This window comes from Brevundimonas sp. NPDC092305, assembly GCF_044755415.1.
In the GTDB taxonomy this organism is placed as follows: domain Bacteria; phylum Pseudomonadota; class Alphaproteobacteria; order Caulobacterales; family Caulobacteraceae; genus Brevundimonas.
In genome coordinates this window covers 1513866-1536926 of the sequence record NZ_JBIVQY010000001.1, presented here as the reverse complement: position 1 = coordinate 1536926, position 23061 = coordinate 1513866, and the positions used below count along the sequence as shown (strand labels likewise).

The window sequence follows — 23061 nt, the reverse complement described above, 5'->3', positions numbered from 1 at the left end:
CCCAAGGAGACGCCCGATGAAAGACATCCTCGACCAGCTCGAAGCCCGCCGCGCCGGGGCCCGCCTCGGCGGCGGCGAGACCCGCATCGCCAGCCAGCACGCCAAGGGCAAGCTGACCGCTCGCGAGCGGATCGAGGTGTTGCTGGACGAGGGCTCGTTCGAGGAAACGGACATGTTCGTCGAGCACCGCTCGACCCAGTTCGGCATGGAGAAGCAGCGTATCCCCGGCGACGGCGTGGTCACCGGCCGCGGCACCATCGGCGGTCGTCTGGTCTACGTCTTCTCCAAGGATTTCACAGTCTTCGGCGGCTCTCTTTCCGGCGCGCATGCGGCCAAGATCGTCAAGATCCAGAAAATGGCCCTGACCAACGGCGCGCCCATCATCGGCCTGTTCGACGCCGGCGGGGCGCGGATTCAGGAAGGGGTCGAGGCGCTCGCCGGCTATGCCGACATCTTCCTTCAGAACACACTCGCCTCGGGCGTCATCCCGCAGATCAGCGTAATCATGGGCCCCTGCGCAGGCGGCGACGTCTATTCGCCCGCCATCACCGACTTCATCTTCATGGTGAAGGACACGAGCTACATGTACGTGACCGGCCCCGATGTGGTGAAGACGGTCACCAACGAGGTCGTCACCCACGAGGACCTGGGCGGCGCCCGCGTCCACTCCCAGAAGTCCGGCGTCGCGGACGGCGCCTTCGAGAACGATCTGGAGGCCTTGTCCGAGGTCCGCCGTCTGATCGGCTTCCTGCCCCTGTCGAACCGCGAGAAGCCGCCGGTTCGCGACAGCTATGACGATCCCGAGCGCGACGAGGCCAGCCTCGACACCCTCGTCCCCGCCAATCCGAACCAGCCCTATGACATCAAGGAGCTGATCCTGAAGACGGTCGACGAGGCCGAGTTCTTCGAGATCGGCGCCGACTTCGCCCGCAACATCGTCACCGGCTTTGGCCGGCTGGACGGTCAGTCCGTCGGCGTCGTCGCCAACCAGCCGCAGGTGCTGGCCGGGGTGCTGGATATCGACAGCAGCCGCAAGGCCGCCCGCTTCGTGCGCTTCTGCGACGCCTTCGACATCCCGATCGTGACCTTCGTCGACGTGCCCGGCTTCATGCCCGGCACCCGTCAGGAGTACGGCGCCCTGATCAAGCACGGCGCCAAGCTGCTGTTCGCCTACGCCGAGGCCACCGTGCCCAAGCTGACCGTCATCACGCGCAAGGCCTATGGCGGCGCCTATGACGTGATGAGCAGCAAACACCTGCGCGGCGACGTCAACTACGCCTGGCCCTCGGCCGAGATCGCCGTCATGGGCGCCAAGGGCGCGGTCGAGATCATCTTCCGCAAGGAAGCCGGCGACCCCGAGGCGCTGGCGGCCCGCGAGGCCGAGTACAAGGAGAAGTTCGCCAACCCGTTCGTGGCGGCGGGGCTGGGCTACATCGACGACGTGATCATGCCGCACGGGACGCGGCGGAGGCTGATCAAGGCGCTACGGACGCTGAAGAACAAGCAACAGGATAACCCGTGGAAGAAGCACGATAATATTCCGCTTTAGACGGGCTGTAGCGGGAAAGGTCTACCGTGAAAAGATTGAGAACGTCCGGATTCATTCTCGCTGTCGCGGTTCTGTCCGCTACGACCGCAATCTGGGAAACGGCGGCAGCCTGCTCTTTGGTCAGGTACTCCGACAATGGGCGTTATGTTGGCGGCAACCTCGTCGCGCAGGTCGCCGCAAAGGCTGACCTGATCCAGCTCGTCAGAGTGACGGAGAAGCGTGTTGTCTATCGCACCTACTCGCTGGGCCGTTGGTACCGGGACTATGGCGACACGGAACTCCCGGCTGGCCAGCCGGAGTACGTCGACCACTTCGTCTTCACGTTAGAGGCAGTCGACACGCTCAAGGGAACCTTGGACTCGGAGCCTTTCCTGATCGAGGATCCCCTTCGCGTCGTCGGATACGATTCTTCGACATTCGGGTCAGGCGCCTATCCAACGTCGAGGGAAGGTGAGTCCCATCCAAATCAGCTGCCGACGTGGGTCTTTGACCGTCCAGCAAACGCTGGGTACGCCTTCATCGGCGCCAGCGAGGAGGCGGGCTTGGGTAGCGGCGAATGCTCCTTACCCTACTTCGTGGAAGTGGGTCAGTTGTTCGTGGCCCTTCGGATGTCGGATGGGCGTCTCTATCCGCCCGGTGGCGGCTTCCCCCTTGAACTCGATGTGGAACTTGCGCGGGAACGTGGTGGCAGGCGACGTGAATCGCTGAACATGCAGTCTCTGATCCCCGTCACCTCTGCCGACGATCCATTGATCGCACAGCTCCGGCAGAGCATTGCGGGGGTCGATTAGCTTGGTCATGGTCGCCTGACCAACGTGCTCTTCCTGCTCCCGCAAAAGCCTCCGCTCTGAACGGCGGAGCAAGTATTCGCCTTTTGACCGAGGCCGAGACAGCGTCCGCTTATGCGGAGGGCATTGCTCGGCCGAACTGTTGAGCCTCCTCCCCTCGGGGGAGAAGGTGGGCGGCGGAGCCGTCCGGATGAGGGATAGGGCGGTTTCGGATATGCTGGCGGCGAGCCTGACCTTGGCAGCCCCCTCATCCGTCTCGCTTCGCGAGCCACCTTCTCCCCCGAGGGGAGAAGGCGCATGATCAGGGGATGATCACCCTCCACGCCTTCGCCAACATGTTCCCCGGCGGGATTGGCGAGACCAAGGACATCCGCATCCAGTGGGCGCTGGAGGAGATGGGGCTGGCGTATGAGGTGCGCGGGCTGGACTATCTGGGCGGGGAGGCGGAGAGCCCCGAGTTCTCGGCGATCAGCCCGTTCAACCAGATTCCGGTGCTGGAGGACGACGGTTTGGTCGTCGCCGAGTCCTGCGCGATCCTGATCCATCTGGCCGAAAAGTCCGGCCGGCTGATGCCCGCTGACCCGGCCGGAAAACTGAAGGTGATCCAGTGGTGTTTCGCGGCGACGGCCACCGTCGCGCCGGCCTTGTCGATGATCGCGATGGTCGACGCCGGCTTCATGGGCAAGGACCCTGCGGCGCGCGAGTTTCTGGTCGGCATCGCGACCCGCTGGCTGTCCGGGCTGGAGCGTCAGCTGGAGGGGCATGAGTGGATCACGGGCGACGACTTCACCACCGCCGACATCGCCATGGCCGACGTCCTGCGCGAAATCCGCGAGACCGATCTGATGGACGGCTACCCCCGGGTGAAGGCCTTCTACGCCCGCGCCTTCGCCCGCCCGGCGCGGCAGAGGGCCCGCGAGCTGACGGCGGCGCGGATGGGCGTCGCGCTGGACCAGATCGCCTAGGTGTTCAGGCGGCTCATTCCACCAGCGTGTTGGCGGCGATCACCAGCCCGGTCGTGAACATGTACAGCGCCACCGCCCAACCCCACGCTCTCAGTTGGGTCATGCCGGGTATGAAGGTCAGCCACAGGTGCTGGACGGCCACGTACCAGACCGTGGTGACGACCACGATGGCGATCCCGGCGATGGTGCTCCAGATCGCGGGGTCGTTCACGCCCAACGTCCCCAGACTGACCAGTATCGAGGTCGCGCCTGACAGGTAGCACTGGGCGAAGAAGGGCGTGCGCAGGCTGTCGCGATCGATCTTGTGTTTCGACAGCTTCAGGAACGCCCACGAGAACACCAGCGGATGAAGGCTGAACATCAGGGCGCGGAAGGCGAGCAGGTTCTGCTGGCTGGCGGTGATGAAGCGGCTGACGACGTTCGGCTCATTGGTCATCGCAACGCCGAAAAGCAACTCGAGCCCGTGCGCCAGAAGGATGCTGAGCACCAGAAACAGCGGCGGGCTCAGCGTTTCGAGATACTGTTTCTCGGGCTTGTCCCTCTGTTCCGCGTCCGAATACTGCATGGTCCGCAGCGGGTGCTGAAGGGTCATCAGCAGGGTGCGCGGATAGAAGAGCAGCCAGGACATCACCTCATAGAGGAGTTCCTCGACCGACTGCAGGATCTTCATCGCGTTCATGCGTCGGCCCTCCGTCGCTAAGCCTAACGCCGATCCGCGCGCCACGGAAAGGGCTCAGATCACGCCTTCGATTAGGCCGAGATCCATCGCCTCCTGCGCCTCCAGATACCAGTTCTCCGTGGCCCGCGTCTTCAGGTCGTCAGCGCTCAGCGTAGAGCCGAGCGCCAGCCCCTCGAACCCTTCATTCTGGATTTTGATGGAGTGCTCCAGCTCATGCAGCAGGGCCTTCACCGAAGCGACGCAGTTGGTCAGCGGACCGACCACGTGGAGATGCTTGTCCATCTTGCGCTCGTGGATCATCAGCCTGGTGCCGCGCGTGAGATAGCGATTGGGGCGGGCGAAAAAGCTCATGAAGGTCGCGCCGGCCGAATAGACGGCCGCCTTGCCCAGAAACACATAGCGGCAGGCCGGGTTGGTGTCGGAATGAAAGCGGATGTCCTCGCCCATCATCCGGGCGACCTCAGGATCGCCGCCCAGCGTCGACAGCTCGACCACCACCAGCCCTTCGCGCGGCGCGGCGACCAGCTGGGTGCGAAACCGCTGGTACAGATTGTAGTCCACCTCTCCGGCCAGCAGGATCGCCGGCCATCGGAACTGACTGGCTTCGAGCGGCGCGTTCATGGTCGTCTCCTTGAGAGGAGCGATAAACCCTGTCCGCGCGGCTGGTTCCGGCATCGGGGGATCAGGCGACGGCGCGCAGGCCCTCGCGCAGAGCGTCGCCGCGACCGTCCAGTTCGTCTTCCAGACGCCCGTGCTCCGCGATCCAGATGGGCCACGCCTGCTGAAGCAGGGTTCGTCCCTGATCCGTCAGTCCGATCCGCCGCCCGCGGCGGTCCTTCTGGTCCACCGCCGAGACGACGAGCCCGGCCCGTTCCAGCGGCTTGAGGTTGGCCGTCACCGTCGACCGGTCCATGGCCAGCAACTCGGCCACCGCGCCGATGGTCGGCGGCTCCGGCCGGTTCAGCCCGTTCAGCAGCGAGAACTGGCCGGAGGTGACGCCCAGCGGTCTGAACGCCTCGTCGAACCGCCGCGCCAGGGTCCGTGCCGCCCGCTGGGCGTGCAGGCACAGGCAATTGTCGCGGATATGAAGGGTTGTCGCGTAGGCGGCGTTTGACATGGGTCAAAGTATGTTGATATCAACCTTTCAAGTCAATCGCTTCAGAAGGAGCCGGCCATGATCAAGGTCACCGCGTTCAAATGGGTGCCGCCGTTCGCGCAGGGCTCGGTCCGCGACATTCGGGTGCGCTGGGCGCTGGAAGAGGCGGGGCTGGGCTACGACGACCACCTGATCGGCTTCGAGGATCAGGCGACCTCCGAATACCGGGCCATGCAGCCCTTCGGGCAGGTGCCCGCGTTCCGGGACGGCAAGGTCGAGATGTTCGAGAGCGGCGCCATCGTTCTATACATCTCCCAGAACTCCGACCAGCTGATGCCGTCCGACGATGCTGGACGGGCGATGGTCATGACCTGGCTGTTCGCCGCCATGAACAGCGTCGAGCCCTTCGTGGCCGAGCTGGCGGGAATCGACCTGTTCAACGCCGGGAAAGACTGGGCGAAGGCGAGGCGTCCCGACGTCGAGACGCAGTTGCGGAAGCGGCTGGCCGACCTTCAGACCGCGCTGGGCGATCGCAAGTGGTTCGCCAACGACGTCTTCAGCGGCGCCGACATCCTCATGACCCACGTGCTCCGCGACCTGCGCCACACGGACATCATCGCGGACTATCCGGCGCTGGCGGCCTACGTCGCCCGCAACGAGGCGCGGCCGGCGTTCAGACGCGCGCTGGCGGACCAGCTGAAACCGTTCAGGGCGGCAGAAGAGAAGAACCCGGCGCTGGTGGGAGGCTAGACCCATGGCCCGGATCGTTTTCGGAATGAACGTGTCGCTCGACGGCTATGTCGACCACGATCGTTTCGCCCCGGGCGTCGAACTGTTCCGGCACTGGATCGAGCAGGTAGGCGGTCTGACGGGTAGTCTCTACGGACGACGACTCTATGAGCTCATGAGCTACTGGGAGGAGGACGATCCCGAATGGGGCGACGATCACCGCGTATTCGCGGCGGCGTGGCGTAAGCAGCACAAGTGGGTGGTGTCGCGCACCCTGACCTCCGTCGGCCCGAACGCCACCCTGATCAACGATGACGTCGAAGCTGCCGTGCGGAGGCTGAAGGCCGAGCAGCCCGGTGAAATCGATGTCGGCGGTCCGGTGCTGGCGAAGACGCTGACCGATCTGGGTCTGATCGACGAATACCGGCTCTATTATCGGCCCGTCGTGCTCGGGAACGGGGCGCCCTTCTTCGTCGGCTCACCGCCGCCGCTCAGGCTCGTGGCGCACGAACGGTTTGGCGAGGACGCGGTGAGGCTGACCTACGTTCCCGGGTAGGAGGGTTCAGGCCAGCAGCGCCGTTCGTTCGGCTATCGTCAGCATCCGCCAGCGCCCTTCGGGCAGGTCGCCGAGTTCGAGCGGGCCAATACGGATACGCAGCAGGTCAACGACGTCCAGCCCGACCAGCTCGCACATGCGCCGGATCTGTCGGTTACGGCCTTCCTTCAGGATGAAACGCAGGCGGTTTGGCTCAATCTGCGTCACGCGCGCTGGCTTCAGCTGGCGACCGTCCAGCTCCAGCCCATGGCGCAGCTTTGACAGCTTCGCCTCGGTTACCTGACCGGAGACCTCGACGAGATATTCCTTGTCCAGTTCCGACTGCGGCCCGATCACCGCCTTGGCCACGACGCCGTCCGAGGACAGCAGCAGCAGGCCGCGGGAATCCTCGTCCAGCCGGCCGATCGGGGGCAGGACGGCGCGGCCGGGCGGCTCGCCCTCGCCGATGCGGTTGGCCATGTTCAGCAGCCGGGCGGCCGGAATCTTGCCGGGCTCGGGCTGGCCGGAGACGTAGCCGACGGGCTTGTGCACCACCAGCGTCTGACCCTGCGCCAGCGCTGCCGTCGCCCGGTCGTTCAGGGTCAGAGTCTGGCCGGCTTCAAGCTTGCGGCCCGCGTCGCGCACCACCTCGCCGTCGACGGACACCAGCCCGTCGGCGATCAGGGCGTCCGCCTCGCGCCGGGAGCAGACGCCGGTCTGGCCCAGCCATTTATTGATGCGAACCGGCTCGGGTCCGTCATAGGTCCGTGTGAACGCCATGCGCCCTTAAGGCCCGAGCCGTCGTCGCGTGCAAGCCTATCGCGCGGCGAGCGCCGCCTGGGCGATCTCATGATCTTCCAGCGAGGCGGCGCCGGAGACCCCCAGCGCGCCGACGATACGGCCGTCGACGAGGATCGGCACCCCGCCGGCGATCGGCAGGCTGTCGTCATTGGCCAAGGTCACCGTGCGTCCGGCCAGCGTCCGCTCCTCCATTGTCAGCGTCGCCAAGCGGTAGCGCGCCGCGCTCCACGCCTTGCGCTGGGCGACGCGGATCGAGCCGTACTGGGTGTCGTCCATGCGGGCGAAGGCGACCAGTTCGCCATTGGGCTCGACGATCGCGAAGGCCATGCGGAATCCTCTGGCGCGCGCGGCCTCGACGCCCCGTTCGATCAGGGTCTGGGCCGCTTCCATCGAGATGGGTTGGCCATAGGCGGGCGCGGGCGGCGTCTGGGCCACGGCGGGTGCGGCGACGGCGACGCTGGCGGCGAGGGCGGAAAGCAGGCGTTTCATGGATTCGTCTCCCGATTATTGGCGTTGGTAGATCAGCGACACGTTGTTTGAGGGCATCTCGACCCGCTCGATGAAATTCATACCTGCGTCTTCAGCCAGCCGGGTCACGGCCTCGACCTCACGCAAGCCCCAGTCAGGGCTTCGGGCCTTCAGACTCTCGTCGAAGTCGGCGTTCGACGGCGCCAGCGGCGTTCCGGCCTCGCGATATGGCCCGTAGAGGTAAAGCAGTCCGCCCGGCGTGAGCCGCGTCTCCGCCAGCCGCATCAGGCCCTCGGTCGCAGCCCACGGGCTGATGTGGACCATGTTGATGCAGAGGATCGCGTCGAACTCGCCTGCTGGCCAACTCGCCGGGTCCGTTGCGTCGAGCGCCAGCGGAGGCTGCAGGTTCGGCAGCGATGACGTCTCCCTCCACGCCGCGATGCTGGCCCGGGCCTCGGCGCTCGGATCGGCGGGCGTCCATTCCAGCCCAGGAAAGGCCGCCGCGAACGTTGCGGCGTGCTGGCCGGAACCGGCCGCGACCTCCAGCACACGGCCCCGGCTCGGCAGGATGCGAGCCAGCACCGCACGGATCGGACCCGCGTTGCGAGTCGACGACGGGGAGGCGAGGGCGCCCGAGGGAGTCGCGACTGGCGGGTCCATCGTTTCCATGCGTCCGGCATACCGCGTCTCGCTGAAGCTTGCACCAGTCGAGCGGCGACACCGGTTTCCAGCGGTGGAAAAATGCTTGGTTTGACGCCTGTCGCCCTTTCGCGGCATCTCCCGCCTGTAACATTGCGTGATCAGCACGCGGGCCACGCTCACGGCGGCGGAGATCGCCGGGCGACCTTCAGGAGAGCTTCAGTGACCGCTTCGTCGATCCCGGGCCTGCACCCGGCGCCCACCCGTCATTCCGGCCTGATCGCCTGGGTCGAGCAGATCGCCGCCCTGACGAAGCCTGCTCGCGTTCATTGGTGCGACGGCTCGGAGGCCGAGAAGGAAGAGATCGTCGCCGACCTGATCGGCAAGGGCACTCTACGCGCACTGGATCCCATCAAGCGCCCGGGGAGCTATTACGCTGCCTCCGACCCCCGCGACGTCGCCCGGGTCGAGAGCCGCACCTTTATTTGCTCAGCCAATGAAATCGACGCCGGCCCGACGAACAACTGGGCCGATCCGGTCGAGATGCGCGCCCGCATGAACGGCCTGTTCGACGGCTGCATGGTCGGCCGGACTATGTACGTCGTGCCCTTCTCCATGGGCCCGCTTGGCTCGAAGATCAGCCCGCTGGGCGTCGAGATCACCGACAGCGGCTACGTCGCCGTGTCGATGGGCATCATGACCCGCATGGGCAAGGCGGCGCTGGACGTGCTGGGCGATGACGGCGAGTTTGTTCCGGCGGTGCACACCCTCGGCGCACCGCTGGCCGATGGACAGCAGGACGTCGCCTGGCCCTGCAACGACGACAAGTGGATCGTCCACTATCCCGAAACGCGCGAGATCTGGTCCTACGGCTCGGGTTACGGCGGCAACGCCCTGCTCGGGAAGAAATGCTACGCCCTGCGCATCGCCTCGGTCATGGCCCGCGACGAGGGCTGGCTGGCCGAGCATATGCTGATCCTCAAGCTGACCGATCCGAAGGGCCGCGCGAAATATGTGGCCGCCGCCTTCCCGTCAGCCTGCGGCAAGACCAACCTCGCCATGCTTCAGCCCGCCATTCCCGGCTGGAAGGCGGAAACGGTCGGCGACGACATCGCCTGGATGCGTTTCGGCGAAGACGGCCGTCTGTACGCCGTGAACCCCGAGGCCGGCTTCTTTGGCGTCGCGCCGGGCACGAGCCGCAACACTAACCACAATGCGCTTGAGACCCTGAGCCGGAACACCGTCTTTACCAATACGGCCCTGACCGCCGATGGCGACGTCTGGTGGGAAGGGCTGTCCAAGGATGCGCCTGAGGGTCTGACCAACTGGAAGGGCGCGGCCCACGACGTCGCCTCGGGCCAGCCCGCCGCCCACCCGAACGCCCGTTTCGCCGCGCCGGCGCATCAGTGCCCGACCATCGCGCCGGAATGGGAAGACCCCAGGGGCGTGCCGATCGATGCGATCCTGTTCGGCGGCCGCCGCGCCTCCGCGGTGCCGCTGGTGACAGAGGCGTTCGACTGGGAGCACGGGGTGTTCATGGGCTCGACGGTCGCCTCCGAAGGCACTGCCGCGGCCGAGAACGCCATCGGCGAACTGCGTCGCGACCCGTTCGCGATGCTGCCCTTCTGCGGCTACAACATGGGCGACTATTTCGCCCACTGGCTGGCCATGGGCGGCCGGACCGATGCGGCGAAGCTGCCGCGCCTCTACTTCGTCAACTGGTTCCGCAAGAACGACGACGGCAAGTTCGTCTGGCCGGGCTTCGGCGATAACGCCCGCGTGCTAAAGTGGATCGCTGAACGTCTGGATGGCGAGGCGACCGCCGTCGACACCCCGGTCGGCCGCGTGCCGTCTGTCGAGGCGCTCGACCTGTCGGGCCTGAGCCTGAGCGACGCCGATCTGTCGACCCTGCTGGATGTCGACGCCGACGTCTGGGCCGAGGAAGCGGCGCTCATCCCCGCCTTCTACGAGAAGTTCGGCGATCGCCTGCCGAAGGCCCTGTGGGACCAGCATGCGGCGCTGACCGCGCGCATTGACGCCCGTCGCTCGGCGGCCATCGCGGCCGAATAGGGCCTTGCATTCAGAGGCGCGGCGGTCGATCTGACCGCCGTGACTTCCCCGGATGTGATCGTTGTCGGCGCCGGCGTGCTGGGCCTGTGCACCGCCGCCGAACTGGCGAGTCGGGGGCGTCGGGTCGTGGTCGTCGATCCGGGCGGGCCCAACGCCTCATCCGTGGCCGCCGGCATGTTGGCCCCGGCGCTGGAAAGTCTTCTGGATCGCGCGACGCCTGAACGCGCCGCCCTGCTGTTGCGGGCGCGCGATCTGTGGCCGGCCTTTGCCGCCGCGCACGACATCATAGTCCATCGCGAAGGCGCGGACTGGCGGGGGCCGGGCGCGTCCGGCCATGTCGCGGACCTGAGGGCGCTCGGTTTCCACGTCGAGCCGGCCGACGGCGGCCTGACGACGCCCGACGACTGGCGGGTCGAGGCGAAGGCGGCGCTCGACTCTCTGGCGCGAACGAAGGGGTTGGAGGTACTGCGGGCTCATGTACGCGGCGCGGATCATAGCGGGACCGGCTGGCGGATTGAGACTGATGGTGGCGAGGCGCTCTCGGCCGTCGATCTGGTCATTTCGACCGGCGCGGCGAACAGTCTGCCGGGGTTGCCCGAGCCGGCGGCGCGGCTGATCGATTCCGTCCAGCCGATCAAGGGGCAGCTGACTTATGTTCGGGTCGATCCGCCGGAGCGGGTCCTGCGCGGGCCCAACTCCTACGTGGCGCCGACGCGGCAGGGGGTTCTGATCGGCGCGACCATGCAGGCCGGCCTGCGCGATCTCGAGCCCGACGCCGCGGAGGCCGGGCGTCAGGTGGCCGAAGGGCTTGGAATGCTGGGGCGAACGGCGGCTGAGGCGGGCGACATACGGGTCGGCGTCCGCGGCTCGGTCGCGGACGGATTGCCGATGGCGGGCAGGGTGGGGCCCGGCCTCTATCTCGCGCTCGCCCCTCGCCGGAACGGCTGGCTGCTGGGGCCGATGGTCGGCCGGATCGTGGCGGACGAGATCGAGGGCGCGGCGCGGTCACCCGACGCCGCGGCCCTCGACCCGCTCAGGTTCACTCCGGCAGGTTGAAGCGCAGGTTGATGTTGACCCGCGAGCCTTCCGCCGCACCGTTCACCGTCCGGGGATTGATCCGGAAGTAGCGCGACAGGCTCTGCGCCGCCCGGCCGAAGCCATAGCTGCCGGGCGTTTCGCGCACGACGTTGCAGTCGCTGACGCTGCCGTTTGAGTTGACGAGGCAGTTCATTCCGACCGAGCCCTCGATGTTCGCCTGCACCGCGCGGTTGGGATAGGCCCGCATCATCTGCTCGCCGCTGGGCTGGCTGCTCCAGCTAGGATTTCGGATCAGCGGGGGCTGGGGCGGTTGCGGCGGGGCCGGCGGCGCCTCAGGCGTCGGCTCCGGAACGGGAATCGCCAAGGTTATGGTCGTGCCGGTGGTCGGCGTATCGCCGCTGACCGCCGTGATGACCTCCGTGTTCACCGGGGGCGCGGGGGTTTCGTTGAACACGGTGTTGGCGGGTTGAGGCTTGATCTCCGGCTCGATCGTCGGGGGCGGTGGCTCCTTTTGCGGTCTCCAGATCTCCACGTCGATCGGGTTGGGCGGCGTAGCGACCGGCGGCTTCAGCTCGAAGCGCTGGGCGTAGAGCACCGCGCCGAGCCCGACATGCGCCGAGCCCACGATGGCGATGGCGATCCAGGTGTTGCGCGTGAAGCGGGGTGTCTTGCGTTCGTTGAAGTCGATGGGGCTGACGCTGGGTCCGCCCGCGGTTCTGATCATCATGGCCGTCACTCCCTGTCACCGCCCCCGCAGCAACACCCATGGATGAAAGTGGAGCGCTGCCGTTGCGGCGGGTTTGCGGCGGAGCGGTGTCCTGTGGATGGCCGGGGTCCTGTGTGTCGCTGCAGCCACGCGTTAGGAAGTCGTTAACCATCGTAAACGACCGTAAACCCTATGAGCATCGGAGCGATTCCCTCGTCCGGCGGTGTGGAGGCGGCGATCAGACGCGCCTCCAACGCGACCGGCGTGGACGCAGAGTTTCTGATCAAGACGGCGCGTCGCGAAAGCGCGATGAACCCGTCCGCGCGCGCGCCGACATCCTCGGCCGCGGGCCTGTTCCAGTTCATCGAGCAGACGTGGCTGGGCACGGTGAAGGCCCATGGGGCGAAGCACGGCTATGGCCAGTACGCAGACCTGATCTATCGGGGCTCGGACGGACGCTGGAAGGTCGAGGGCTCGGCGCGGAACGTCGTGCTTGATCTTCGCTTCGATCCGCAGGCGGCCTCGACAATGGCGGCGGAGCTGACGGCATCGAACGCCGCCTATCTGCGCGGACGCACGGGGCAGGAGCCGGGCGCAGGCGATCTCTACGCCGCCCACTTCCTCGGACCAGCGGGCGCCGCACAGCTGATGGAGGCGATGAATCGCAACCCGTCCGGTAGCGCAGCAGCGATCTTCCCGCAGGCCGCGTCGGCGAACCGGTCGATCTTCTTCAAGGGCGGCCGTCCCGCCACGGTCGCCGAGGTCCACGCCAACCTGCAACGCACGGCCGGCGAGGGCGCGCCGGCGGCCATGACCGGGGGGCCTTCCGCCCTGCAGCGCGTGCCGGACCTGTCCGAGAAGGACCAGATGCTGGCCGCGCGGCTGGATCGGTTGAAGCAGGATCAGAACCTGCTGGCCCTGCTGCTGGGTCAGGACGGCGAGGGCGGCAAGAGCACAGGCTTCGGCGGCGCGTTCGGACCCGGTCAGAGTACGGGCGTCTGAGCGCGAATCTGGACATGGTGAACCGATCGTTAAGCATGACCGGTTCAGAGTGCCGGCTACCTCTGTTCCAGAACGTCCATTCATGACCGCCTATCGCGCCTCCCTGACCGAGATAGACCTGCGCCGCCTGATCAAGGCGACGGACGAGGACGAGCGCGCGGCTGCTGCTCACAAGCTGTGCCGGAACATGGACCGCGCTGAGCTGGGCGAGGAAGAGCGCGAGGCCGCGCAAAAGATTCTTCGCCTGCTGGCCCAGGATGCGGCCGAGCTGGTGCGGCGGGCGCTGGCGGTGACGTTGAAGGCGTCCGACCTCATTCCCCGGGACGTGGCCCGCAAGCTGGCCGCCGATGCGGACAGCGTGGCCTTGCCGCTGATCGGCTTCTCACCCGCTTTCACCGACGATGATCTGATCGAGATCATCGAGGCGGGGTCGGCCGTGCGCCAGACCGCCGTGGCCGCACGTCCAACCGTGGGGCGTGACGTGGCGACGGCGATCGCCGAGGTCGGCTGCGAACAGGCGGTGCGGGCGCTGGCTTCCAACGACAACGCCGATATCTCCGAGAGCGCGCTCGGTCGCTGTGTCGACCGCTTCGGGACGTCGCAGGACGTGGTGGCGGCGCTGGCCTATCGTCAGGTTCTGCCGATCTCAGTCACCGAGCGGCTGGTCGAGGCGGCGTCGGATGCGGTGCGCGCGCACCTGATCTCGCGGCACGCCATCGCGCCTGAGACGGCGATTCGGCTGGCCGCCTTCGCGCGCGAGCGGGCGACCGTCGATCTGGTTGATCAGGCGTCGGCGCAGGCAGATCTACCGGCCTTTGTCGCCAATCTGAACGCTCGCAAGGCGCTGACCGGCTCCCTGCTGCTTCGTGCGCTGGCGCGTGGGCAGATCGCCCTTTTCGAGCACGGGCTCGCGGAACTGGCGGGTACGCCGCACCATCGGGCGTGGCTGATGATCCATGACGCCGGCCAGCTGGGGCTCAAGGCGATCTACGACCGGGCTGGCTTGCCGCCACGGCTGTTCCAGGCGGTTCGTGCGGGGATAGACACCTGGCGCGATCTCTCTGCAGAGGGCGCCGATACGTCCAGTGACGAGTTCCGGCAGAAGATGCTCGAGCGCTTCATGACCCAGCGGCCGAACGCGCCGCGGGACGATCTGGCCTATCTGATGGAACGGCTCGACCACGCTCCGCTGCCGGCGCGTCCCGGGATTACCGAAGCGGCCTGATCTGAAAACAGAAACGCCCGCGCAAGGCGGGCGTTTGCAGTCGTTTGAAGTTCGGCTTCAGGCGAAGTGTTCGGCGACCCGCGCTTCCAGAGTTTCCACCAGCACCTTGCCAGTCGGGTGATCGGCGGTCTGGATCTTGTCGCGGACCACGGCCTTGATGGCGTCGATGTGGGCGTCGAGCAGCACCATCGGGGCGGCCATGCGCTTCTCGGGATCATCCATCATCTTGCACAGCGATCCGGCCATGCGGGTCACCAGCGGATACTGGTAGGTGGTGCCGAGACCCTTCAGATCGTGGGCGCGCATGTACAGGAACTCGGCCGTCTGGACGTTGTAGCCTTGGGCGCGGATGTCGGCTTGGGCCTTGTCCAGCTTGACGATCTCGTCGTCCAGCCACTGGGCGAACTGACCGGACATCGCCTTCAGGGCTTCTTCGGCCTTGGCGATCGCCAGGGCGTCGATGCCGCCGAAATTGCCGCCGACCTTCAGCCGGAGGGTGTTTGGCGGACGAATGACCTGGGCCGGGTTGCTCACGGGGGACTCCCAAATTTAGAGCCCGAACCGTCGCACGTTGACCTTAAGAACCGGTTTCCGGTTGGTTTCAGGACGCGAATTGTTCCGCCAGCACCCGCTCCTCGAAGGATCGGCCTGCATCGAATAGCATGGTCAGGGCGATGTCGCGGCGCTCGCGCACGTCGACCCGGGTCACCCGCCGGACCTCGAAGCTGTCCGCCGTGGCGCTGACAGGACGCTTGTCCGCTTCCAGAACCTCGAAACAGACCTTTGCGGCATGAGGGAGCAAGGCGCCGCGCCAGCGCCGGGGGCGGAAGGCGCTGATCGGGGTCAGGGCCAGAGCCTGCGCATCCAGCGGAATGATGGGGCCGTGGGCGGACAGGTTATAGGCGGTCGATCCCGCCGCTGTGGCGACCATGCAGCCGTCGCAGGACAGCTCTTCCAGCCGCACGCGGCCATCGACCGTGATCTTCAGCTTGGCGCTCTGACGGGTCTGGCGCAGCAGGGAAACCTCATTGATCGCCAGCCCGCTGTGCGCCTGACCGCTCTCGGTCCATGCGTCCATCTGCAAGGGGTGGATGACCGCGCGACCCGCGGATTCCAGCCGCTCCACCAGGCCGTCTTCTTCATAGTCGTTCATCAGGAAGCCGACCGAGCCCCGGTTCATCCCGAACACCGGCGTGCGGCGCTGCAGGTTGGCGTGCAGGGTCTCCAGCATGAAGCCGTCACCGCCAAGGGCCACTATGACGTCGGCTTCTGACGGGTCGACCGAGCCATATCGCTCCACAAGGCGAACACGCGCCGACTGGGCTTCCGGGCGGTCCGAGGCGGAGAAGGCGATGCGCTGGGTCACGCCACTACGCAAGCCGAGGCGGGAGGCGAAGTCAAACGGGTTGCGTCAGGCCGCCATCAGGGTGCGGAAGGCGCGGATGGCGGCGGCGGGCTCGATCGCCTCCTGTCGCCACACGCGTTCACCGCCGTCGCCGGGCCTGCGCTCGTTCAGAAGGCGGATCTCGGTCAGCAGGGCGGGGAAGACCGCCCGGTCGATGCCGACGGCGGCGCAGATGTAATACAGCGCCTCTGGCGTGCCGCTAACCAGCGCCTTGTGAATGTGGGCGACCGGCTGGCCGCTGAGGGCCGATAGACCGTGCACGAACAGGCCGAGCCGACGTTCGCGGATCGATCGCACGAGATATCCCGCCTTCAGCTGTCCGGCCGCCTGCAACTTGTCGATCAGTCGCCGCTCCATCTCGTCGCGCTCTTTGTCAGGAGCGGCGCCGGTCAGGGGACGTTCGCCGCGGTGAGCGTCGGCAACGGCCTGATCGACGACACTCGCCAGTCGCGCCTCGTCGACGTCAAACCGGGCGCAGATGGACTGCCGCAGGGCCACGCCGACCCACTGGTACATCTGTTCCGCCAGCTGCTCGGTCAGGCCGGGGTGGCGGGTCAGGGGGCCGCGCAGGGCGGCGACACGGCGGGAATGCTCGACCAGCCTGCGGACGCCTTCCAGACTGATCTCGGCCGTCCGGTTGGAGGCCAGGGCGGTCAGGGTTGCAGGGTCGCCCTTGTCGATGATGGCGTCGGCCACGCGACCGGCGAGGTTTGGACGTCGGGCGACCGCGATTTGGTGCTCCAGCGTCGCTTCCACGAGGACGCGCAGCAGGTCCTCGTCCTGCAGGACAGGACTGGCCGCAAGAATGGGGCGCGCGATTTCGATCTCGTCCAGCGCCAGCACATTGATCAGCTCCCGCGGCGCCCAGTCGGCCTCGGCCAGCCGCATCGACAGCGCCTTGCGCACGTCGCGTTCGGCCTGACGGGCGAGGGTGAGGAAAATCTCGCCGAGGATGGGCGACAACTCGCCGACCGGTGGATGGGCGTCGCAGAGCGAAAGCACGCCCAGAAGAAGGCGTTCGCGGGCGTCCGCCGACCGATCCCGGGCGAGCGTCAGCAGTTCCTGCACTGCCGGAGCCTCGGCGGATGTCGGACGAAGCTGGACCAGGACCGACAAAGGCGTCTCCGCGCGCCGGGGATTCGACGGCCAAGGTTAATGCGCCGGACGTTTCGACAGGGTTAATGGAAGCTGAATCCTTGACGCCGTCCCGGCCCGGCGCGACCGTGCTGAAAAAGGACGAACCTCGGGAGGTCCGGCATGGCTGACGGCGCAATCACATCACTGAAATCCAGGGTCTCTGAGGCCGAGTGGCAGACCCGCGTGGATCTGGCGGCCCTGTATCGGCTGGTCGCCCTCCATGGTTGGGACGACATGATCTTCACCCATATCTCGGCGCGCGTGCCGGGGCCGGAGAAGCATTTCCTGATCAACCCCTACGGCTTCTACTTCGAGGAGATGACGGCCTCGTGCCTGGTGAAGGTCGATCTGCAAGGCAACATCGTTCAGGAGACGACCAACTTCATCAATCCGGCCGGCTTCACGATTCACTCGGCGATTCACGAGGCGCGGAATGATGCACACTTCGTCATTCACCTGCACACCATCGCCGGTGTGGGCGTCGCCGCGCAGCAGGAAGGGCTGTTGCCGATCGGCCAGAACGCCTGCCTGCTGCAGCATCAGATCGCATACCATGGGTATGAAGGTCTTGCGCTGAATCATGAGGAGAAGGAGAGACTTGTCGCGGACCTTGGCGACAAGCCTCTAATGCTGCTACGCAACCATGGGACGTTATCTGTGGGGCAGACGGCGGCGGCGGCATGGATCGGCATGTTCTTTCTGGAGCGGGCCTGCGCGCAGCAGGTGGCGGCTTTGTCCGTAGGTCGCGATCATGTGCTGTTCGCGCCGGAAGCCGCTCAGGCCGAGACGAAGGAGCAGGGGCGGGGCATCGGCTTCATCTCGGCGCTGGCATGGCCTGGCGCGCTTCGAATGCTGGAGCGTCGCTCGCCGGGATACGACGCCTAGGGCTGGCTCTCGCCGGCCTGCTGGCGATCGCACAGCCGGCCCACGCCGGCGCATGGACCAAGCCAAAGGGCAAGGGGCTGGTCATCGCCAAACATGAGGCGATGCGCGCGGATGAGGGGTTTGATCCGCTGGGACAACCTGTCCATTTGCCCGCGCCGCGACGGGACCGGTCCACAGGCGTGTTCGCAGAGTACGGTCTCTCCGACCGGATCACGGTCCAGTTCAAGGGCGACTGGCAATCGGGCGAGGACGCCTTCGTCGACTACGAAGGTCGCGGGCCGCTTGAATTGGGCGTGACGTGGCAGGCGTGGCGTGACGACCGGACGGCAGTCAGCCTTTACGCGGCTTACGCAGACGGCGGCGAGGGACGCAACGCGGGCTATGCGGCGCCAGGGCAGGGCGACAGTGATTGGGAAATACGCGCCGAGGTCGGCCGCCGCTTTGACGGTCGCCGCTGGTTGCCACCCGGCTTCGTCGAGATCCAGGCGGCGCGGCGAATGCGAGCTGGCTTGCCGGATGAGACCCGACTGGATCTGACGCTCGGCGCCCATGTCAGACCCGGCTGGATGGTGCTCAGTCAGGCTTACGCCGGACAGGCCGACAGGAACGGCGCCCGCTGGCTGACAGGCGAGACTTCGGTCGTGAAGGATTTTGGGCCGTGGAGCGTTCAACTCGGCTGGCGGGAGACGGTTGAAGGCCGCGAGACGCCACGATCCCGGGGCCCGGTCATCGGCATCTGGCGCAGGTTCTGAAGCCGCGACAAATTGGCTGGCGGTTTCCGCGACGGAATTGGGAACGCCAACCGTTACTGACTCTTTAGTTGCGTCGACGGCGGTAGCCGCTAAGTCGGCCGTTCCAACATCGTGGAGACCGCCCCGCGTGATCAAGCGTCACTTCTTCCTGATCGCAGCCGGCGTGCTCCTGATCCTCATGGTCGTTGCGGTCATTTTCCGCATGGCGTTCGCCGGCGACGAAAAGGCCGGCGGACCGGGTGGTCCCGGTGGCCGTGGCGGCCGCGGCGGCGGTCAGGAAGTGTCCGTGGCCGTAGCGACGGCGCGCGAGTTCAGCGACCAGATTCGTGTGCTGGGCGTCGCCCGTGGCCGCCGGTCGGTCAACATCACCTCCTCCACCAGCGAGCTGATCACCCGCGTCCTGTTCACCGACGGCCAGCGGGTCGCCGCGGGCACGCCTTTGGTCGAACTGCAGGCCGGGGAAGAAGACGCCGCCATCTTCAACGCCCGCGCCCAGGTCGCGCAGGCGCGCCGGAACTACGACCGATACAAAACCCTCTCCGACAGGGGCTTCGCCTCGGCGGCCATGCTTGAGCAGTATGAAACCGAGCTGGAGGCGGCGCAGGCCACCTTGTCGGCGGCGCAGGCGCGTCGCGGCGACCGGATCATTCGTGCGCCGTTCAGTGGTGTACTGGGGCTGAGCACCGTCACCGCCGGCACTCTTGTGAACCCGGGCGGCGTCATCGCCACGCTGGACGACATCGATGTCGTCCGCGTCGATTTTCCGATCCCCGAGCGCTATCTCGGCATCCTCCGCACCGGCCAGTCGATCACGGCCACGGTGGACGCCTATGGCGACGAGACGTTCAGCGGCCGCATCGCCCTGATCGACACCCGGGTGAACGAACAAACGCGTGCCGTCACGGCCCGCGCGGAGATTACGAACCCCGGCGGTCGTATCCGGCCCGGCATGGCGATTCGTGTCGCCGTGGCCCAAGGGCAGCGGACGGCTCCGGGCGTGCCCGAGGCGGCCGTGCAGTATGAAGGCGACGGGGCCTTCGTCTATCGCATCGCCGCCGGTGAGCGGGGCTCGACCGCCCAACGCGTCGAGGTGGAAACCGGCGCGGTTGAAGGCGGCTTCGTCGAGATCGTTTCGGGCCTCAGCGCCGGTGATCGCGTCGTCGGTTCGGGCCTGAACCGCATCCAGCCGGGCGCGCCGATCCGCGTGGCCGGGCAGGGCGGGGGCCGTCAGGCCGGCCGGCCCGCCGCCCAGGGCGCCGCCAAATGATGCTCTCCGACGTCGCTGTCCGGCGTCCCGTCTTTGCGGCCGTGGCCGCGATCGTGCTGTGCGTCATCGGCGCGGCGGCGTTCTTCTTCCTGCCCGTCCGGGAACTGCCGGACGTCGATCCGCCCGTGGTTTCGGTCAACACCACGTACGCCGGCGCCTCGGCCGAGGTGATCGAGAGCCGGATCACTGAGCCGATCGAGCAGCAGATCGCCGGCATCCAGGGTGTCGACCGCATCACCTCGACCAGCCGCGACGGTCGCTCGAGCGTGAACATCGAGTTCTCGCTGGACCGCAACATCGACGACGCCGCCAACGATGTGCGCGACCGCGTGTCCCGCGTCGTGGGCCGTCTGCCGGATCAGGCCGACCCGCCCGAAGTGGCCAAGGCCGACACCGACAGTCAGCCGATCATGATCCTGTTCCTGCGCTCCACGTCGATGAACCGGCTGGAGCTGACGGACTACGCCGACCGCTATTTGATCGACCGTCTGGCGACCGTGCCGGGCGTGGCGCAGGTCAACATTTTCGGCGAGCAGCGCTACGCCATGCGTATCTGGCTGAACGCCCCGGCTCTGGCGGCCCGTGGCCTGACCGTCACCGACGTCGAAACGGCTCTGACAACCCAGAACGTCGAACTGCCCGCGGGATCGCTGGAGTCCGGCCAGAAAGACTACACCGTCCGCGTCGCCCGCACCTACGCCCGCGCCGAGGACTTCCGTCAGCTGCCGATCGGTACGCGCGGCTCGGCGTCGAACGCCGCCTCATCGAACAACACCAGCGGTCTGGCCTCGAACACCGGCGCCCTGCCCAGCGGCGCGACCGGCGCCATTCAGGGGCAGGCCGGCTACGTCACCCGTCTGGGCGATATTGCTCGCGTCGAAGAGGCGCCTGCAGAGGATCGCCGCCTGTTCCGCGGCAACAGCCAGGACCAGATCGGTCTCGCCGTCACCCGTCAGGCCCAGTCGAACGACCTCGCCATTTCCGAGGGCGTGGAGAAGATGATCGAGGAGGTCCGGCCCAGCCTGCCGCAGGGCGTTGAGTTGACGATCGGCTCGGACAACTCCGTCTTCACCAAGCACGCGATCGACGAGGTGTGGATCACCATCGGCATCTCGATGGCGCTGGTGGCGCTGGTGAACTTTATCTTCCTCGGCAGCCTGCGGGCCGCCTTCATTCCGTCGATTGTGGCCCCGATCTGCCTGCTGTCGACCTTCATCGTGCTGGCCCCGCTCGGTTTCTCGCTCAACCTTCTGACCTTGCTGGCGCTGGTTCTGGCGATCGGTCTGGTGGTCGATGACGCCATCGTCGTGACCGAGAACATCCAGCGACGTCTCGATCACGGCGAGCCGCCTCTGGTCGCCGCCGAGCGTGGCGCGCGTCAGGTGTTCTTCGCCGTTGTGGCGACGACGGTGGTGCTGCTGGCGGTGTTCGCGCCGCTGTTGTTCCTGCCGGGCTATGTCGGACGCCTGTTCGTGGAGCTGGCGGCGGCGATCGCGGCGGCCGTGGCCTTCTCGGCCTTCCTCGCCCTGACCCTCTCGCCGATGCTGGCGTCGAAAATTCTGAAGCCCGCCACCAACAGCGGTTTCGTCGCCCGCAAGGTCGACTGGGCGATGGACAAGCTGCGCTCGTCTTACGGCAATTCGCTTCAGGCTCTTCTTGGCCGGCGGATCGCCGTGTGGGGCGTGGCGGGTCTGATCCTGCTTGTCGGCGCCGGCGCCGCGACGATGTTCCTGACCTTGCCGGACGAACTGGTCCCGGCCGAAGATCGCGGACGGGTGCAGATCCGGGTTCAGGGCCCCGAAGGCGCGGGCTTCGACTACACCCGCCGCATCATGCTGGGCCTCGAACCCATCCTCGCCGAGTACAAGAATAACGGCGAGGCCGACAGCTATCTGGTCTCGGCGCCCGGCTTCGGCGGCGGCAGCTTCAACTCCGGCAGCGGCAACCTCGTGCTGGCCGACTGGTCGAAGCGCCAGCGCTCTGCCGACGAGATCGCGCAGGAACTGAACGGCAAGCTGCGCGGCCAGACGGACGCCCAGGTCAACGCCTCGGTCCCCGGCGCCTTCCAGCGCGGCGGCGGCAACTCGAACTCCGTCGAGATGATCGTGACAGGGTCGGAGTACAGCGACATCTACAACTGGCTGCAGCCGGTGCTTGCCCGCGCGCTGGAAAACCCCGGCTTCTCGCGGCCCCGCCTGAACTATGAGCCCAACGCGCCACGTCTGTTGGTCGACGTCGATCCGGAGAAGGCGGCGTCGCTGGGAGTCTCATCCCAGTCCATCGGCCGGACGCTCGAGACCATGTTCGGCTCCCGTCGCGCCACGACCTACATCAAGGGCGGGCAGGAGTACGACGTCATCCTGCAGACGGAGCGCGACAACCGCCGCAACGTCGGGGATCTGGAGGCGCTGTACGTGAACACGGGCGCCGGTCAGCTCGTGCCCCTGTCGTCGGTCGTCACAACCAAGACCTCGGGCGATACGCCGGATCGTCGCCGGCTGGATCGCCAGCGGTCCATCAGCCTCTCGGCCGACCTGAACCCGGGCTACACCATCGCCGACGCCGTCCAGTTCCTGAACCAGGTGGCGGCGGAGCAGCCTCAGGGCGCCGTGACCACCCAGTGGGGCGGTGCCGCGCGGGACCAGCAGGAGGCCGGCGGCGCCGTCGCGGCCGCCTTCGGTCTTGCCCTGTTGCTGGTCTTTCTTGTTCTGGCGGCCCAGTTCGAGAGCTGGATTACCCCGGCGGTGATCATGCTGACGGTGCCGCTCGCGGCGGCTGGCGGTCTGTTCGGCCTGACGATGGCGGGCTCCAGCCTGAACATCTACTCGCAGATCGGCCTGATCATCCTGATCGGGGTGGCGGCGAAGAACGGCATCCTGATCGTCGAGTTCGCCAACCAACTGCGGGATCAGGGTCGGTCGATCACGGAAGCCATCGTCGAGTCCTCGACCCTGCGTCTGCGCCCGATCATCATGACCTCCATCGCCACAGCCTTCGGCGCGCTGCCGCTGGTGCTGTGGCAAGGGGCGGGGGCGGGCAGCCGTCAGACCATCGGCGTGGTGATCTTCGCCGGCGCCATGTTCGCCACCCTGCTGACCCTGTTCATTGTGCCGATCATCTACGGCGTGCTGGCGCGCTTCACCAGGTCGCCCGAGTACACCGCCCGCAAGATCGAGGAGTGGGAGGCGCAGGAGATCACGGCCAACGACGGCGTTCCGCAAGCTGCTGAATAGCGGCTGCGGCGTCTCGTCGGGGTGGACGGTGCCGCTTCGCACCTGATAATCACTGTCAGGAAGGCCGCCCCCCGGCGGCGATTGCGAGCGTC

General features: G+C 66.9%; 23 protein-coding genes. 13 read left to right on the top strand and 10 right to left on the bottom strand.

Translation table 11 applies throughout. The features are described from left to right. The first annotated feature begins 16 nt into the window (after positions 1 to 16). The 3 genes from ACIQC9_RS07670 (at position 17) to ACIQC9_RS07660 (ending at position 3302) form a co-directional block, all read left to right on the top strand. Complete coding sequence (locus ACIQC9_RS07670) at positions 17 to 1549, top strand: acyl-CoA carboxylase subunit beta (protein WP_400614099.1); 1533 nt, start codon at positions 17 to 19, stop codon at positions 1547 to 1549. Between the two features lie 26 nt (positions 1550 to 1575). Next, a complete protein-coding gene (locus ACIQC9_RS07665; protein ID WP_400614097.1) occupies positions 1576 to 2340 on the top strand; it encodes a hypothetical protein in 765 nt (254 codons plus the stop codon). Between the two features lie 305 nt (positions 2341 to 2645). Continuing rightward, positions 2646 to 3302, top strand: a complete 657-nt coding sequence (locus ACIQC9_RS07660) for a glutathione S-transferase family protein (RefSeq protein ID WP_400614095.1) — start codon at positions 2646 to 2648, stop codon at positions 3300 to 3302. Between the two features lie 13 nt (positions 3303 to 3315). Here the strand turns inward: ACIQC9_RS07660 and ACIQC9_RS07655 are convergent, their stop codons facing one another. From ACIQC9_RS07655 to ACIQC9_RS07645, 3 genes are all read right to left on the bottom strand, one after another. After that, positions 3316 to 3981: a hypothetical protein gene (locus ACIQC9_RS07655; protein ID WP_400614093.1), complete on the bottom strand. Its 666-nt coding sequence runs from the start codon at positions 3979 to 3981 to the stop codon at positions 3316 to 3318. Between the two features lie 54 nt (positions 3982 to 4035). Further along, positions 4036 to 4602 carry an ATP-dependent Clp protease proteolytic subunit gene (locus ACIQC9_RS07650; protein ID WP_400614090.1) on the bottom strand — a complete coding sequence of 189 codons (567 nt, stop codon included), beginning with the start codon at positions 4600 to 4602 and terminating at the stop codon, positions 4036 to 4038. Positions 4603 to 4663: 61 nt separating this feature from the next. Then, positions 4664 to 5098, bottom strand: a complete 435-nt coding sequence (locus ACIQC9_RS07645) for a MarR family winged helix-turn-helix transcriptional regulator (protein ID WP_400614087.1) — start codon at positions 5096 to 5098, stop codon at positions 4664 to 4666. Positions 5099 to 5155: 57 nt separating this feature from the next. Between ACIQC9_RS07645 and ACIQC9_RS07640 the strand changes: the two genes are divergently transcribed. Continuing rightward, entirely contained in the window at positions 5156 to 5827 is a 672-nt protein-coding gene (locus tag ACIQC9_RS07640; protein ID WP_400614085.1) for a glutathione S-transferase family protein, read from the top strand. A 4-nt stretch (positions 5828 to 5831) separates the two neighbouring features. After that, positions 5832 to 6362 (top strand): dihydrofolate reductase family protein, encoded by a 531-nt coding sequence (locus ACIQC9_RS07635; RefSeq protein ID WP_400614082.1) that lies wholly within the window; start codon positions 5832 to 5834, stop codon positions 6360 to 6362. Between the two features lie 6 nt (positions 6363 to 6368). Here ACIQC9_RS07635 and ACIQC9_RS07630 read toward each other — a convergent pair whose 3' ends face one another. Genes ACIQC9_RS07630 through ACIQC9_RS07620 form a run of 3 tightly spaced genes read right to left on the bottom strand, consistent with a single transcriptional unit; the run spans position 6369 to position 8279 of the window. Next, the gene (locus ACIQC9_RS07630) at positions 6369 to 7121 is read right to left on the bottom strand and encodes a pseudouridine synthase (RefSeq protein WP_400614079.1); all 753 of its coding nucleotides are present in this window, start codon (positions 7119 to 7121) and stop codon (positions 6369 to 6371) included. 36 nt (positions 7122 to 7157) lie between these two features. Next, positions 7158 to 7631 (bottom strand): heme-binding protein, encoded by a 474-nt coding sequence (locus ACIQC9_RS07625; protein WP_400614076.1) that lies wholly within the window; start codon positions 7629 to 7631, stop codon positions 7158 to 7160. Between the two features lie 15 nt (positions 7632 to 7646). Further along, on the bottom strand, positions 7647 to 8279 hold the full coding sequence (locus tag ACIQC9_RS07620) for a DUF938 domain-containing protein (RefSeq protein ID WP_400614073.1): 633 nt from the start codon (positions 8277 to 8279) through the stop codon (positions 7647 to 7649). A gap of 192 nt (positions 8280 to 8471) precedes the next feature. Here ACIQC9_RS07620 and ACIQC9_RS07615 point away from each other — a divergent pair, with 192 nt between their 5' ends. Both ACIQC9_RS07615 and ACIQC9_RS07610 read left to right on the top strand, forming a co-directional pair. Beyond that, entirely contained in the window at positions 8472 to 10319 is a 1848-nt protein-coding gene (locus ACIQC9_RS07615) for a phosphoenolpyruvate carboxykinase (GTP) (RefSeq protein WP_400614070.1), read from the top strand. Positions 10320 to 10358: 39 nt separating this feature from the next. Next, complete coding sequence (locus tag ACIQC9_RS07610) at positions 10359 to 11375, top strand: NAD(P)/FAD-dependent oxidoreductase (RefSeq protein ID WP_400614067.1); 1017 nt, start codon at positions 10359 to 10361, stop codon at positions 11373 to 11375. On the opposite strand, the gene ACIQC9_RS07605 is transcribed toward ACIQC9_RS07610, so the two are convergent. Beyond that, a complete protein-coding gene (locus ACIQC9_RS07605; RefSeq protein WP_400614064.1) occupies positions 11359 to 12084 on the bottom strand; it encodes a TonB family protein in 726 nt (241 codons plus the stop codon). The two genes, ACIQC9_RS07610 and ACIQC9_RS07605, sit on opposite strands and share 17 nt — an antisense overlap. 171 nt (positions 12085 to 12255) lie before the next feature. Here ACIQC9_RS07605 and ACIQC9_RS07600 point away from each other — a divergent pair, with 171 nt between their 5' ends. Together ACIQC9_RS07600 and ACIQC9_RS07595 are read left to right on the top strand one after the other, a co-directional pair. Further along, entirely contained in the window at positions 12256 to 13065 is an 810-nt protein-coding gene (locus ACIQC9_RS07600) for a transglycosylase SLT domain-containing protein (RefSeq protein ID WP_400614061.1), read from the top strand. 82 nt (positions 13066 to 13147) lie between these two features. Continuing rightward, on the top strand, positions 13148 to 14290 hold the full coding sequence (locus ACIQC9_RS07595) for a DUF2336 domain-containing protein (RefSeq protein WP_400614059.1): 1143 nt from the start codon (positions 13148 to 13150) through the stop codon (positions 14288 to 14290). A gap of 57 nt (positions 14291 to 14347) precedes the next feature. Here ACIQC9_RS07595 and ACIQC9_RS07590 read toward each other — a convergent pair whose 3' ends face one another. The 3 genes from ACIQC9_RS07590 to ACIQC9_RS07580 form a co-directional block, all read right to left on the bottom strand. Next, the gene (locus ACIQC9_RS07590; protein ID WP_400614057.1) at positions 14348 to 14824 is read right to left on the bottom strand and encodes an Hpt domain-containing protein; all 477 of its coding nucleotides are present in this window, start codon (positions 14822 to 14824) and stop codon (positions 14348 to 14350) included. Between the two features lie 67 nt (positions 14825 to 14891). Then, positions 14892 to 15656 carry an NAD kinase gene (locus ACIQC9_RS07585; RefSeq protein WP_400614055.1) on the bottom strand — a complete coding sequence of 255 codons (765 nt, stop codon included), beginning with the start codon at positions 15654 to 15656 and terminating at the stop codon, positions 14892 to 14894. Between the two features lie 45 nt (positions 15657 to 15701). Further along, positions 15702 to 16811, bottom strand: coding sequence for a DUF2336 domain-containing protein (locus tag ACIQC9_RS07580; protein WP_400614054.1), 1110 nt, complete (start codon positions 16809 to 16811; stop codon positions 15702 to 15704). 141 nt (positions 16812 to 16952) lie between these two features. Between ACIQC9_RS07580 and ACIQC9_RS07575 the strand changes: the two genes are divergently transcribed. From ACIQC9_RS07575 to ACIQC9_RS07560, 4 genes are all read left to right on the top strand, one after another. After that, entirely contained in the window at positions 16953 to 17717 is a 765-nt protein-coding gene (locus ACIQC9_RS07575) for a class II aldolase/adducin family protein (RefSeq protein WP_400614053.1), read from the top strand. Then, on the top strand, positions 17663 to 18469 hold the full coding sequence (locus ACIQC9_RS07570) for a hypothetical protein (protein ID WP_400614052.1): 807 nt from the start codon (positions 17663 to 17665) through the stop codon (positions 18467 to 18469). The genes ACIQC9_RS07575 and ACIQC9_RS07570 overlap by 55 nt, the downstream gene beginning before the upstream one ends. A gap of 127 nt (positions 18470 to 18596) precedes the next feature. After that, entirely contained in the window at positions 18597 to 19736 is a 1140-nt protein-coding gene (locus ACIQC9_RS07565; RefSeq protein WP_400614051.1) for an efflux RND transporter periplasmic adaptor subunit, read from the top strand. After that, positions 19736 to 22969 (top strand): efflux RND transporter permease subunit, encoded by a 3234-nt coding sequence (locus tag ACIQC9_RS07560; RefSeq protein WP_400615424.1) that lies wholly within the window; start codon positions 19736 to 19738, stop codon positions 22967 to 22969. The genes ACIQC9_RS07565 and ACIQC9_RS07560 overlap by 1 nt, the downstream gene beginning before the upstream one ends. Positions 22970 to 23061: the final 92 nt, after the last annotated feature.